Source organism: Ureibacillus suwonensis (genome assembly GCF_042655065.1).
GTDB classification, from domain to species: domain Bacteria; phylum Bacillota; class Bacilli; order Bacillales_A; family Planococcaceae; genus Ureibacillus; species Ureibacillus suwonensis.
Genome location: NZ_JBHSNQ010000082.1, coordinates 13,351 through 27,009, shown reverse-complemented (window position 1 = coordinate 27,009; position 13,659 = coordinate 13,351). Strand labels below are relative to the sequence as shown.

Genomic DNA, 13,659 nt, shown 5'->3' with positions numbered 1-13,659 from the left:
ACAGGGGATGAAAATGAGTAATAGTACACAAACATTAAAACGCGGACTAGATATTTTATTTGTACTCGCAGAGGCGGGGACAACATTATCTGTCAGTGAAATTGCTGAAAAAGTGAACATTCCGGAAAGTACAGCATATCGGCTATTACAAACATTGGAAAAACTTGGGGTTGTTGGAAGAAGAGAAAAAGGACGGATCGGTTTGGGAATGAAAATCCTTTACTTGGCGAATAGTTTAGCGAAGCAAATTGATCTTCGTTTAAACGAAATCGCTAAACCGATTATGAAAAAATTGACGGAAGAGACAAATGAAACAACGGTATTAACGATTCGTTCCGGATTCGAAGTGATATGCATAGAGAGTTGCTCAAGTACCCGGTTGATTCGTTTTGTAGTGGAGAATGGCAAATTATTGCCACTCCACCAAGGAGCCTCAGGCAAAGCCATCCTCGCTTTTGAAAGCGAACAAATTATAAATGAAGTCATGAAGAACATAGAAGATGAAAATCATAGGATAACGCTGCTTGAGGAATTAAATAAGATCCGAATGGATGGATATTGTACAACTTTTAGTGAGGTAGATAAAGATATATTCGGCGTTGGGGCACCAATCTTCGATAACAATGGAAAAGTGATTGCCAGTTTAACCGTTGCCGGACCGATCGACCGTTGGGAAGAACATTCAAAGACCGGTGTGATTAAAGCGGTTGTAGACAGTGCAGATGAAATTACAAAGTTGTTAATCGATTTGATTTAAAAATTAATAAAGTCAGTAGGTTGATAAATATGAGTGAATATTTTGATCTTATTATACAAGGGAATATCGTTCAGGAAGACACGGTTGTCCATAACGGTGTTGTAGCAATCCGGGATGGAAAAATTGTGGATATATTTGACCGCATCGGGAATTTAAATGCAAAAGAAGTGATTCAAGCAAATGACTGTTATGTTTTACCTGGTGCAATAGATGCCCATGTCCATTGTTATAGTTCAGTTGACGAAGGTTTTACGACGGCGAGTGAGTCTGCGGCGGCAGGAGGGGTTACAACCATCATTGAAATGCCCTATGATGCACCGGGTTTAATTGGGACAGAAGAACTTTTCGTAAAGAAAAAGGAACAACTCGAATCCCAATCCATTGTGGACATGGCACTTTTGGCTACCATAAAACCGGAAAATGGGTTGGATCAAATACCGCTTTTGGCAAAACAAGGCGCTTGCGGGTTTAAATTGTCTATGTTCAATACCGACCCCAATAGATTTCCAAGAATCAATGATGCATTGTTATATGATGTATTTTCGGAAGTTGCGAAAACCGGATTACCGGTGGGGGTCCATGCGGAAAATGATGAAATTGTTCGCGGTTTTATAAAAAAATATGAAATTTTGGGAGAGAAAGATCCGCGATCCCATGCTTGGAGCCGTCCAAAATTTGCGGAATCGATTGCCGTACTGACAGCGATGGAACTGGCGTATTGGACAGGTGTTCATTTGCACATTTATCACTGCACATTTCCTCGCATTTTTGAACTGGTTGAATACTTCAAGGGTATGGGAACGAATATAACGGCGGAAACTTGCACCCATTATTTGACTTTAACGGAAGAGGATATGCTTACTTTAAAGGCAAAAGCGAAAATCAATCCGCCTCTCCGTTCAAAAGAGGATGCAGACGGTCTCTGGAAGCAACTTAAAAACGGAATGATTGACATTGTCACGTCCGATCATGCTCCATGGACAATTGATAAAAAGAATCGTTCGAATATTTTTGAAAATGCATCAGGTGCTCCAGGAGTGGAAGTGTTATTGCCCATTTTATATGGAGAAGGGGTAGCCAAAGGCAAAATTTCAATCATTGATTTGGTGAATCTATTAAGCAAAAAACCTGCCGAGATTTTTGGTTTATCTTCACAAAAAGGCAAACTTGAAAAAGGAATGGATGCAGATATTGTCGTTCTTGACCCGAATCAATCTTGGATATTGGATGAGACAAAACAGCATTCAAGTGCAGGATGGAGCCCATATCATCATAAACGGATGCAAGGAAAAATTACCCATACGTTTGTCAGAGGAAACTTGGTCTATGACGGTGAGGATGTAGTTGGAAAACCTGGTGATGGGCAATTTATATTTGCAAAACATTAATCTATTTTTGTTGAACTGAAGGGGTGAGAATTTGATAGATTCAGATTTGCAACAAAGCATACAAAGAATTGAACAAGACATTCTGACAGTCGCTACTTTTGTGGATAAAACCCAACCAGGTTGGACAAGAAGACCTTTCACGACTTGGTATTTTGAGGCAAGAGAATGGCTGATGGAACAAATGCGTTCCTTAAACATGGAAGTTTCCATTGACTCAGCTTCCAATGTCATTGGAGTGTTAAAGGGAAAAAATCCATCCTTGCCACCCATTATGATCGGATCCCATTTGGATACTGTATCTGGAGGCGGACGATTTGATGGAATCATTGGCGTCTTGGGAGGATTGGAAGTTGTTCGCCTGTTGAAAGAACAGGGGATAGAACTCCAACATACTTTGGAGATTGTTGATTTTACAGCGGAAGAACCTAGTGAATTTGGAATTTCAACAATCGGAAGCCGGGGAATGGTTGGCAATCTCACAAAGGAAATGCTGGCAAGACGTGATCCAAATGGATGTACTTTAGCGGAAGCCATCGAAAAAGCGGGTGGAAATCCAGAAGAAATCGATAAAAAAGCAAGAAAAAAGGGTGAGGTCGCCCTGTATTTGGAAATGCATATTGAACAGGGACCCGTTCTCGAAGAAACGGATCATAAGCTCGGGATTGTCACAGGAATTGTGGGCATTCATCGTTATCGGATAACGGTGGAGGGAAAACCGAATCACGCGGGGACTACCCCTATGAATATGCGGCAAGATGCTCTCACAAGTTCTTCCGAATTGATATTGAAATTGGAAGAGCTTTGCAAGAAACCATACGATGAAGCGGTAGTAGGCACAGTTGGGAAGTTATTCGTTCTACCTAATGCGGCAAACGTGATTCCTGGAAAAGTGATTTTTGAATTCGAAGTAAGGTCCATTGAAACCCTATTAATAGAACAAATAATCTCAGAATTAATTAGTTTTTCCAATATTGTTTCCAATGAAAGAAATGTAAACATTGCATTTGATTGTTTATCGAAATCAGAACCGATAAGAGTGGAACCTTTTATCCAAAAAGTCATTGAAGAGTCGTGCCAAGAGGTGGGTCCATCAATAAAATTGCCGAGTGGTGCAGGACATGATGCTAATCAGTTGGCGACAATTGCGCCCATTGGAATGATTTTTGTTCCGAGCCGTGATGGCAGAAGCCATTGTCCGGAGGAATGGACCGATTTTCAGGATATCGCTTTAGGCGTACAAGCGCTGTTGCGATCAGTGATTGAGTTCGATTTATCACTATAACCACGATTGAAATGCTTCTTGATTTGGAATTATCGTGATTCTCTGGAACCATACGGACGAGTATCTAAAGGAATAATGGGTTTGTCATGGCGAATGTTTTTTAATGTTAAATATAAGTAATCCAATTAGAAAAATTAATTAATTTGAGTTTAAGAAATGAGTGACAGTTTATGGAAACAGTCCAAAAAGCATGGAACTACATTCAACAAAATCCGGAAAAATTTATGGAAGCTTTTCAAGAGCATTTAATTTTAAGCATCATTGCATTGTTGATTGCCATGATTATCGGTATTACAATCGGCATCATCTGTGCAAAAAATGAAAAAATCTCAAGTATCATCATGGGGATTTTTAACTCATTGCGGGTGATTCCAAGTCTGGCCATCTTAATTATTGTATTACCGATCATGGGAACCGGTTTTTATCCGGCGCTGGTAGCTTTAACCGTTTTGGCTTGTCCACCGATCATCATCAATACTTTTACCGGATTTCGGGAGATTGATCGTTCGGTTATTGAAGCGGCATCTGGAATGGGGATGAATGAAAAGCAAATTTTAAGGAAAATTGAATTTCCTTTGGCATTGCCGATCATCATAGCCGGTTGCAGAACAGCCGCTGTCGAAGTAGTAGCAAGTGCAACCCTTGCAGCCTTTATTGGAGGAGGTGGTTTAGGTACATTTATCATCAATGGACTTGGAATGTATAATATCCCATTACTGTTAGTAGGTGCTATTCCGGTTGCATTATTGGCGATTCTTTCCGAAGTATCCTTTGCAACCACAGAAAAATTCTTTACACGTTATTTAAGAGATTAAATGAAGGGATGTTAAAAAATGAAAAAATATTTAAAATTATTGGGCTTATTAGTGTTGGTAATAGCGATGTTGGCAGCTTGCGGTGATGAATCTTCAGATGGTTCAAATGCTTCGACAGATGAGGAAAAACCTTTGATCAAAGTCGGCTCGAAAAACTTTACGGAATCGCTGATTTTAGGTGAAATGTACTCACTTGCTCTGGAAAATGCCGGATATAAAGTGGAAAGAAAATTAAATCTCGGCGGAACAATGGTTGCCCACGAAAGTTTAAAAAACGGAGATATCGATATGTATCCTGAGTACACAGGAACGGGTTTAATCAACATTTTGGAACAGGAACCAAAATCAGACCCGCAGGAAGTATATGATATTGTTTCCAAAGAATATAAAGATAAATTTAATTTGGTATGGCTTGAACCAACAGATGCAAATGACTCCCAAGGATTAGTGACAACAAAGAAAGTTGCAGAAAAATATGATCTTTATACAATCTCCAAACTTGCGGAATTGGCACCTAAATTAAGAATGGCGGCTGTTCCGGAGTTTACTGAAAGGGAAGACGGGCTCATCGGTTTACAGAAACATTATGGCGGCATGGAATTTAAATCCCTTGAACTATATGATTACGGTATTAAATATCGTGTGATTTTGAATGATGAAGCGGATGTAACAGTTGGTTTCACAACAGATGGAGATTTAACGAATCCGGATTTGGTTCTGCTCGAAGATGACAAAAGCTTCTGGCCTCCATATTATGTTGCACCAGTCATTCGCAATGAAATCTTGGAAAAAGATTCGAAAGTTGCTGATGTATTAAATGAAGTATCCAAACTTTTAAATGATGAAGTTGTTCAAAAATTAAATGCAGAGGTTGATATCGACAAACGGGAATACGCTGAAGTGGCCAAAGATTTTCTGGTTGAACAAGGAATCATTAAAAAGTAAGGAAATATCGTAAATCGCCCCTCAAAAAATATCATTTGGGCTGTGTTCATACATAGTGTCTGGTCCTAGCAGGAAAATACATAGAGTGAATATACACCGACAGCTATTTGATAAACACAGCCTATTTTTTATTAAAGGAGTTGTTCCGTATATGTCTGGTTCAATTATCGAATTTCAACAAGTCAGCAAAACCTTTCCAAATGCAAAAAGACCTGCTGTTTATGAAACAGATCTAAAGATAGAAGAAGGAACTTTTGTAACGATTTTAGGAACTTCCGGATCCGGGAAAACAACACTTTTGAAAATGGTAAATCGAATTCATGAACCTTCAACGGGGAATATTTTTGTGCAAGGCGAAAACACCTCAAAAGTGTCAGTTACAGAATTAAGAAGAAAAATCGGTTATGTCATTCAACAGATCGGATTGTTTCCGCATATGACCATTGAAGAAAATATTGCGACGGTACCAAAAATTTTAAAATGGGATCCTAAGAAAATCAGTGAGCGGATTGATTTTCTTCTTGAACTGGTTCACTTGCCGCCAAATGAGTACCGAAAAAGATATCCCCGGCAATTATCAGGTGGCCAGCAACAACGGGTGGGAATCGCACGGGCAATGGCTAGTGACCCGGAAATCTTATTAATGGATGAACCGTTCGGCGCCATTGATGCCATTACTCGTTCAAAGCTTCAAGATGAATTAATTTCAATCCAAAAAAAATTAAAGAAAACCGTTCTTTTCGTTACCCATGATATTAATGAAGCCTTAAAGCTTGGAGATAAAATCATTGTAATGGATCAAGGGCGTGTTCAACAGTATGATACACCTTTAAATATTTTATTGAATCCTGCAAATGAATTTGTCAGCCGTTTGGTTCAGTCGGAAGATATTATTCAATTATTCAGCATGCTTCAAGCGGAAAATGTCATGGTTCCACTGGACAAAGTGAAATTAAATAATCCCAAAGTTGTTAAGCGCCATGATGATTTGAAGGGAATCTTGACGTTATTTTTAAATTCCGATATTGACGGTATCATTGTGGAGAATGAAAATCATCAGCCGGTTGGTGCGATTACTTTTGAACAATTAAAGTTAAATAAATCTATAAAGCAAGTGGTGGTTCCGTCATGATAATAGAGTATATTACTAAATATTACGATCATATTTTTTCACTATTTTTAGATCATTTGACAATCATGGTCATTTCGTTAGGCATCGCTTTAGCCATCGCTTTGCCGGTCGGATTTTTTCTAACAAAATTCAAATGGCTATCCGTACCGATTTTATCTGTTTTAGGAATAATTTATGCAATACCGAGCATGGCACTGTTTGCCTTGTTAATTCCAATTGCAGGGCTTGGAATGAAGCCGGCCATCATCGCCTTGGTCGCATATAACCAAATCATTTTGGTACGAAATGTGATGGTCGGGTTTCAGTCCATCAATCCATCGATTGTTGAAGCAGGTAAAGGAATGGGGCTTAATTCGATGCAACTTTTTTGGAAAATCCAGCTTCCGTTAGCCCTCCCGGTGATTATCGCTGGAATCCGAATTGCCACAATTTCCACTATTGCGATTGCGACAATCGCTGCCTGGATCAATGCTGGCGGTTTAGGTGTACTGTTGTTTGAAGGGCTTTACCAAAATGCATCACATAAAATTATTATAGGGACCGTCTTAGTGGCTGCACTTGCATTAGCAATGAACTATTTGTTATTGAAAATTGAAAATAAAGCGGCTTTAAAAGCGCGTGGGGAATCATAACCTTGGCATTGATAGGAGATTGACAAGATGTACAAAACATTAGTGCTGGATGGAAAATCATTGACAATTGAAGAGATTGTCCAAGTTGCCCGGAATGAAAGGAAAGTGGCCATCAGCGATGAAGCGTTGGAAAAATTAAAAAAGGGCAGGAAAATGGTTCAACAATGGATCGATAATGATGCGCCGGTTTATGGATTGAACCGTGGGGTCGGTTTGAATAAAGACCGATTGGTGGAAAAAGAAAGATTTTCCCAATATAACCGGAATTTATTGTTGTCCCATTCGATCGGAGTTGGACCGGAAACAACCATTGAAGATGTACGGGCAGCCATGCTTGCCCGATTAAATACATTACTTGTTGGCTGTACGGGCATACAGCCGGAAATAGCGCAAATGTATGAAACCTTTCTGAATTGCGGAATCACCCCGGTCATTCCCAGCCGTGGAACCGTTGGGGCAGCGGATATCGGAATCCTATCCCATATCGGCTTGGCAATGATTGGGGAAGGTGAAGTATATTATAAAGGGAATCGGGTCCCTGTGATGGAGGCGTTTAAGGAAGAGAAACTGTCTCCAATGATTCTCGGACCCAAAGATGGCTTGGCCATTGTCAGCTCCAATGCATATTCGGCCGGGATGGCAGCGATTCTTTTGCAAGATTTAGATGATTTCATTGAAATGGCAGACGCCATTTATAGTTTATCGTTGGAAGGATTAGATGGAAATTTGGATCCCCTTGATGAATCCGTATTAAAATTCCGTCCTTTTAATGGTCAAATGAAAAGTGCCGATCGGGTCCGAAAGTTTTTGCGGAACAGTTATTTATGGAATCGGAAAGAAAAAACTTCCATTCAAGATCCACTCAGTTTTCGTGGCGGATTTACCGTGCATGGTGCTGCATTGGACAGTTTGGAATATGTGAAAGGATTATTGACCATTCAGTTAAATTCATCGGATGATAATCCTTGTTTAATAGTGGAAGAAGAACGTATTGTACATACTGCAAATTTTGAGGTCATCACACTTGTATTCGCTTTGGAAATGGTTGGACTCGCATTAACCCATGTATCAAGAAACAGCTGTTTTAGAACCATTAAGTTGGCAAACCCTGCGTTTACAAATTTAACAAGATTTTTATCACCAGATGAAGAGCAGGTGATTGCTTTCAGTACGATTCAGAAAACCTTTTCAGCGTTGGATGCGGAAATCCGGCATTTATCAAATCCGGTTGTTTCGGATTATTTCCCATTGGCAGGCGACATTGAAGATCACGCCACAAATTCGGCTTTAGTCATTCAAAAGTTAAGAAAAATGCTCGACAACCTTTATTACATCGTTGGGATTGAGGCGATTCATGCTGCTCAAGCCGTTGATTTAAGGAAAGGTGCAAAATTGGGTGTCGGAACGGGTGCGGTATATGAAATGATTCGTGAGCAAATTCCATTTTTGGACAAAGACCGAAACTTATCCATAGATATAGAGTGGGCTTACCAATTAGTAAAGTCAAAAAGACTGCTTAAACATATTCAAAAAGCGATTGAAAGTTAAATAGGCTTTTTGCCGAGCCCACTGCCACCTTTCATTATTATATTTTTCTTCCGGCGTCAAAGGTTCGTTTGCCAGACCTTGGTCAAACTCCCTTGGCCATTTTTTCTGCCCTCTCGTTTTCCGCCATAGTTGCCGCTTATATTTTTCCATTCCCTGTTCGCCATTAAAAAACACCTCTTGGCTTGATTGCATTGAGGTGTTCTTAATATGTAGAAATCTTTTATGATTTTTGCCGTTCGAAAGAAACATATCGCGTTCCTTGAAATGATAGTAACCCCACATCATTTTCCACCAGCATTCCATACTCTTGGCCATTCACTTTTAATTCCATCCGGTCTCCGCTTTGCACTTCGAAGGTGACGTAATAGGTGGTATGGGAATGGTCACCCCGTACCTGGATTCTTTTTGTAATCACTTTTGCCGGGACAGTCAACAGGGGAGATTGATTATTTTTTATGCCCTTTTTAATATTTGAGAATATGCTAAAAATGATAATGGCAAAAAAAACTAAAAAGATGAAAGGAAAAAGGGAAAACATCAAATTATAAAACATCGAATCAAATTGCACCGAATCAAAAAACATCAGACCACTTCCTTTTCCACCAGTCTTTAAAAAATGATGTAAACTATAAAAATTTCCCAACTTTGTTATAAAATAAGAATTTGCAATTATTATACGAAATATAAAAAGGAAATGTTTCAGAATTTTAGCCCAAGTGAACAGAAAAAAAGGATTATGCCCAATGATTGTTTCGACTTCAATTGGACAGCCAAAACTCCTATAACCCAAATCCCATGGCAATGAAGAAACTTTTTGACAATCCTATTAAAATTTGCCGATTCGTAAGAAATATTCCAAAATGAATACATCCTCTTTGTCAATTAAATGGTAAGCTATAATAAAAGGAAGAGATGATCCTTTCCACTCAACACTTTAGAAATGCTACCTTTTCGTAACTGCAGCTGGGAATAGGGAGTGAAAATACATATGAAATACCATGCCATGAACATGGGCGAAGTTGAAAAAGAATTTAACACCAGTATTCTGGACGGATTGACGGACAGCGAAGCGAAAAAGCGGCTGGAGCAATATGGCTACAATGAACTGGAAAAACATAAAAAACAATCGGATCTATTGCTTTTTCTCAGTCAATTCAAAGATTTCCTCGTGATTGTATTGCTGGTGGCTGTCATCTTATCGCTGCTTTTAGGTGAATATGCGGATGCCATCACGATTTTGGCGATTGTGATACTCAATGCGTTTCTTGGATTTTTTCAAGAAAGAAAAGCTGAAAAAGCCTTGGAAGCATTGCAAAAATTATCGGCCCCCCACGCGAACGTTTTAAGGGATGGGGAATGGATCAAGGTCGATTCAAGGGAGCTCGTACCCGGTGATGTGATCCGTTTTTCAAGTGGCGACCGGATTGGGGCTGACGTTCGGATTTTTGAATCGATCAGCCTTGAAATAGAAGAATCCCCGTTGACCGGGGAGTCCATTCCTGTGGAGAAAACGACGGAACCGCTCAAAGAACCGGAACCCGGAATTGGCGATATGAAAAATATGGCCTTTATGGGAACGCTCGTTACAAGAGGCAGCGGGAAGGGCATTGTCGTTGGAACCGGTATGAAAACAGAGATGGGAAAAATTTCGGGACTAATGCAAGGAACCCAAAAAATTGAAACCCCATTGCAACGGCGCCTTCAGCAATTGGGGAAAATCTTGATTGTTGTGGCCGCCGCATTGACAATCCTTGTAGTGCTGATTGGCATTATTCAAGACCGGGATTTCTATACGATGTTATTGACTGGCGTTTCATTGGCCGTTGCGGTCATTCCGGAAGGCCTTCCAGCCATTGTGACGGTCGTACTTTCCCTTGGTGTGACCCGAATGATCAAAAAGAATGCCATTGTACGGAAACTGCCAGCCGTTGAGACACTTGGCACAGCGACGGTCATTTGTTCAGATAAAACCGGAACGATGACCCAAAATAAAATGACGGTGACCCATTTATGGATTGGCGGAAAAACGTGGACGGTTGACGGGACAGGTTATTCCCCTGAAGGCGCTTTTTATCATGAAGGGTCACCGGTTGAAGTGCGGAAAGAAAAAATGCTTCTTCAAATGCTAACGTATGGGATGATTTGCAACCATGCCAAAATAAAGAAAAAAGACAATGAATACATGCTTGTCGGCAGTCCGACAGAAGGAGCATTGCTCGTTGCGGCAATGAAGGCCGGCTTTGATCGGAATGAATTATTGAAAGAATATCAAATTGTAAAAGAATACCCGTTTGATTCGACGAGAAAAATGATGTCAATGATCATCGAAGATTCCGCCGGAAAACAATTTGTCATTGCCAAGGGGGCGCCGGATGTTCTGACACAAGTGAGCAGCAAAATGATTTGGGACGGAAAGGAAGAAGCGCTGACAGATAAGCTGAAAAACGCTCTCCATTCAGCCATCGAAGAATTGGCTTCCCAGGCTTTGAGAACGATGGCCATTGCGTTTAAAGAGATTCCGGCAAATAAAACGGTCACAGATGTGCATGAGGTGGAAAACGGACTCACATTGATCGGTTTGCAAGGCATCATCGATCCGCCAAGACCGGAAGTGAAATCAGCGGTGGAAAAATGTAAGGACGCCGGCATAAAAACGGTGATGATTACCGGAGACCATTTGATTACGGCAAAAGCCATCGCTTCCCAGCTTGGCATCCATCAAGAAAACAGCAAGATTATTGACGGAAAAACATTGGCAAAAATGTCTGTCAAGGAATTGGAAGAAATCGTGGATGAAGTGGCCGTGTTTGCCCGCGTCTCTCCTGAACATAAACTGAAAATTGTGCAGGCTCTGCAAGGGAAAGGACATGTTGTGGCAATGACGGGAGATGGAGTCAACGACGCCCCAGCCATTAAAGCGGCGGATATCGGCATTTCAATGGGGATTACAGGAAGCGATGTGGCAAAAGAGTCTTCATCCCTGATTCTTTTGGATGATAATTTTGCCACGATTGAATCGGCCATTGAAGAAGGGCGGAATATTTACGAGAACATCCGCAAATTCATCCGCTATTTGCTCGCTTCCAATGTAGGTGAAATGCTTGTCATGATTTTTGCCATCATCCTTGCGTTGCCATTGCCATTGGTTCCGATCCATATTTTGTGGGTGAACTTGATCACGGATGGTTTGCCTGCCATGGCGTTAGGGGTTGACCAACCGGAAGGCGACGTCATGAAAAGCAAGCCTCGGGATCCAAAAGAGGGGATTTTCGCAAGAGGACTTGGTTGGAAGATCATTTCACGGGGGCTTGCGATTGGTATCGTCACCCTCGCCGCTTTCATGGTGACCCTTCATAATCATCCAAACGAACTGGAATATGCCCAAACGGTCGCTTTTACAACCCTTGTAATGGCCCAGCTCATTCATGTGTTTGATTGCCGTTGCGAAAAGAACATTTTCTCAAGAAATCCTTTTAAAAATCAATTTCTTGTATGGGCGGTTTTATCTTCCATCGCATTGATGTTAATCGTGATCTACATTCCGCCATTACAGCCGATATTCAAAACAGTTCCAATTCAATTCGCGGACTGGGCCCTCATCATGTTGATGGCCGCCATTCCTACATTCCTGCTTGGCGGAATTGACGCATTCATCAAAAAAAATAGGTAACATAATCAGAGCGGATAGGAAAAATCTCCAATCCGCTCAATTTTTTGGAATTTCAAGCAAGTTTTTCTGAAAAAATGTCATGAAATTGATAGAAATTGTATAACAAAATATTACATTAGTTTCACTAATAATTCACTATTTTTGAATAATTTACATTATATACTAGTTTTATACAACTTTTATTTTCCATCACTTTGTAAGCGCTTTAATAAAGTTTACCATCATTTTTTTGAAACGTTAGGAGGTTATCCCTATGAATCATGTATTGAATGTCACTTCGGAAATCGGAAAACTTCGAACCGTATTGCTTCACCGTCCTGGTCAAGAGGTGGAAAATTTGACGCCGGAATATTTACAAAAACTGCTTTTTGATGATATTCCGTATTTGCCCATCGTCCAAAAAGAACACGACTATTTTGCGCAAACTTTGCGCGACAACGGTATTGAAGTGCTATACTTATCGACATTGTTATCTGAAGCCTTACATACGGAAGAAATAAAAAAACAGTTTGTCTATGATATTTTGACGGAATCAAAAATCTCAGTGGATGATTCATTTTACGTCATAGCCGACTATTTATTGTCTTTCGACACATCAAAAATGGTCGAGAAAATCATGGCCGGTGTGCGCAAAGACGAAATTGAACATATGAAGAAAAAACATCTGTATGAAATCCTTACAAGCCACTATCCTTTCTATTTGGATCCAATGCCAAATCTTTACTTCACCAGAGACCCCTCAGCTGTCGTCGGCAATGGTTTGACCATCAATAAAATGCGGGAACCTGCCAGACAGCGTGAATCTCTTTTCATGCAATATATTGTGAAATATCATCCCCGCTTTGCCAACAAGGATATTCCCATTTGGTTCAATCGTGATTTCGAATATCCGATGGAAGGTGGCGACGAGCTCGTACTGTCCAAAGATACCATCGCCATCGGAATCAGTGCCCGCACTGCCGCAAAATCCATTGAACGTTTTACATTGAATCTTTTTCATTCCCAAAGTGACATCAAACGGGTCCTCGCCGTTGAAATCCCGAAAAGCCGGGCATTTATGCACCTGGATACTGTATTCACCATGATCGATTACGACAAATTCACGATTCATTCCGCGATACAAGACGCTGACGGAAAAATGGACATTTATGTTCTTGAAAAAGGTCCGGACAACGAAACTTTAAACATTACACATAAAACCAATTTGTTGGAAACGTTGAAAGAAGTTTTGGGATTAAAAGAAATTTTATTGATTCCATGCGGGGGAGGGGACATGATAGCAGGCCCCCGTGAGCAATGGAATGACGGTTCCAATACATTGGCCATCGCCCCGGGGAAAGTGGTGACCTATGATCGGAACTACGTGACAAACGAGCTGTTAAGAACAAACGGCGTTGAAGTGATTGAAGTGTTGAGTTCGGAATTATCACGGGGTCGGGGCGGCCCACGCTGCATGAGCATGCCGTTGGTCCGGGAAGCTTTGGATTAAC

Annotated in this window: 11 protein-coding genes; 10 read left to right on the top strand and 1 reads right to left on the bottom strand. The window is 40.6% G+C overall.

Features of this window, described 5'->3' with window-relative positions:
• Positions 1 to 13 precede the first annotated feature (13 nt).
• The 8 genes from ACFPOH_RS10290 (at position 14) to ACFPOH_RS10255 (ending at position 8,499) form a co-directional block, all read left to right on the top strand.
• On the top strand, positions 14 to 757 hold the full coding sequence (locus ACFPOH_RS10290) for an IclR family transcriptional regulator (RefSeq protein WP_390309550.1): 744 nt from the start codon (positions 14 to 16) through the stop codon (positions 755 to 757).
• A gap of 29 nt (positions 758 to 786) precedes the next feature.
• Complete coding sequence (locus ACFPOH_RS10285) at positions 787 to 2,145, top strand: dihydroorotase (protein ID WP_390309549.1); 1,359 nt, start codon at positions 787 to 789, stop codon at positions 2,143 to 2,145.
• Positions 2,146 to 2,176: 31 nt separating this feature from the next.
• Entirely contained in the window at positions 2,177 to 3,427 is a 1,251-nt protein-coding gene (locus ACFPOH_RS10280) for a Zn-dependent hydrolase (protein WP_342469137.1), read from the top strand.
• Positions 3,428 to 3,597: 170 nt separating this feature from the next.
• The gene (locus ACFPOH_RS10275; RefSeq protein WP_342581561.1) at positions 3,598 to 4,242 is read left to right on the top strand and encodes an ABC transporter permease; all 645 of its coding nucleotides are present in this window, start codon (positions 3,598 to 3,600) and stop codon (positions 4,240 to 4,242) included.
• A gap of 18 nt (positions 4,243 to 4,260) precedes the next feature.
• Complete coding sequence (locus ACFPOH_RS10270; RefSeq protein ID WP_342469139.1) at positions 4,261 to 5,187, top strand: glycine betaine ABC transporter substrate-binding protein; 927 nt, start codon at positions 4,261 to 4,263, stop codon at positions 5,185 to 5,187.
• Positions 5,188 to 5,338: 151 nt separating this feature from the next.
• The gene (locus ACFPOH_RS10265) at positions 5,339 to 6,319 is read left to right on the top strand and encodes an ABC transporter ATP-binding protein (protein WP_342469140.1); all 981 of its coding nucleotides are present in this window, start codon (positions 5,339 to 5,341) and stop codon (positions 6,317 to 6,319) included.
• The gene (locus tag ACFPOH_RS10260; RefSeq protein ID WP_342469141.1) at positions 6,316 to 6,951 is read left to right on the top strand and encodes an ABC transporter permease; all 636 of its coding nucleotides are present in this window, start codon (positions 6,316 to 6,318) and stop codon (positions 6,949 to 6,951) included. The genes ACFPOH_RS10265 and ACFPOH_RS10260 overlap by 4 nt, the downstream gene beginning before the upstream one ends.
• Positions 6,952 to 6,978: 27 nt before the next feature.
• Entirely contained in the window at positions 6,979 to 8,499 is a 1,521-nt protein-coding gene (locus ACFPOH_RS10255; protein WP_342469142.1) for an HAL/PAL/TAL family ammonia-lyase, read from the top strand.
• A gap of 220 nt (positions 8,500 to 8,719) precedes the next feature.
• Here the strand turns inward: ACFPOH_RS10255 and ACFPOH_RS10250 are convergent, their stop codons facing one another.
• Complete coding sequence (locus ACFPOH_RS10250; RefSeq protein WP_390309548.1) at positions 8,720 to 9,082, bottom strand: DUF2500 domain-containing protein; 363 nt, start codon at positions 9,080 to 9,082, stop codon at positions 8,720 to 8,722.
• A 405-nt stretch (positions 9,083 to 9,487) separates the two neighbouring features.
• Here ACFPOH_RS10250 and ACFPOH_RS10245 point away from each other — a divergent pair, with 405 nt between their 5' ends.
• Positions 9,488 to 12,169 (top strand): cation-translocating P-type ATPase, encoded by a 2,682-nt coding sequence (locus ACFPOH_RS10245; RefSeq protein ID WP_342469144.1) that lies wholly within the window; start codon positions 9,488 to 9,490, stop codon positions 12,167 to 12,169.
• Positions 12,170 to 12,422: 253 nt separating this feature from the next.
• On the top strand, positions 12,423 to 13,658 hold the full coding sequence (gene arcA, locus ACFPOH_RS10240; protein ID WP_342469145.1) for an arginine deiminase: 1,236 nt from the start codon (positions 12,423 to 12,425) through the stop codon (positions 13,656 to 13,658).
• Position 13,659: the final 1 nt, after the last annotated feature.

What these genes read in the sequence shown, in the direction of transcription:
- ACFPOH_RS10285 (WP_390309549.1), top strand. Translation starts at nt 787, where the DNA reads ATGAGTGAATATTTTGATCTTATTATACAAGGGAATATCGTTCAGGAA.
- ACFPOH_RS10250 (WP_390309548.1), bottom strand. Translation starts at nt 9,082, where the DNA reads ATGTTTTTTGATTCGGTGCAATTTGATTCGATGTTTTATAATTTGATG.
- ACFPOH_RS10265 (WP_342469140.1), top strand. Translation starts at nt 5,339, where the DNA reads ATGTCTGGTTCAATTATCGAATTTCAACAAGTCAGCAAAACCTTTCCA.
- ACFPOH_RS10275 (WP_342581561.1), top strand. Translation starts at nt 3,598, where the DNA reads ATGGAAACAGTCCAAAAAGCATGGAACTACATTCAACAAAATCCGGAA.
- ACFPOH_RS10245 (WP_342469144.1), top strand. Translation starts at nt 9,488, where the DNA reads ATGAAATACCATGCCATGAACATGGGCGAAGTTGAAAAAGAATTTAAC.
- ACFPOH_RS10270 (WP_342469139.1), top strand. Translation starts at nt 4,261, where the DNA reads ATGAAAAAATATTTAAAATTATTGGGCTTATTAGTGTTGGTAATAGCG.
- arcA (WP_342469145.1), top strand. Translation starts at nt 12,423, where the DNA reads ATGAATCATGTATTGAATGTCACTTCGGAAATCGGAAAACTTCGAACC.
- ACFPOH_RS10255 (WP_342469142.1), top strand. Translation starts at nt 6,979, where the DNA reads ATGTACAAAACATTAGTGCTGGATGGAAAATCATTGACAATTGAAGAG.
- ACFPOH_RS10260 (WP_342469141.1), top strand. Translation starts at nt 6,316, where the DNA reads ATGATAATAGAGTATATTACTAAATATTACGATCATATTTTTTCACTA.
- ACFPOH_RS10290 (WP_390309550.1), top strand. Translation starts at nt 14, where the DNA reads ATGAGTAATAGTACACAAACATTAAAACGCGGACTAGATATTTTATTT.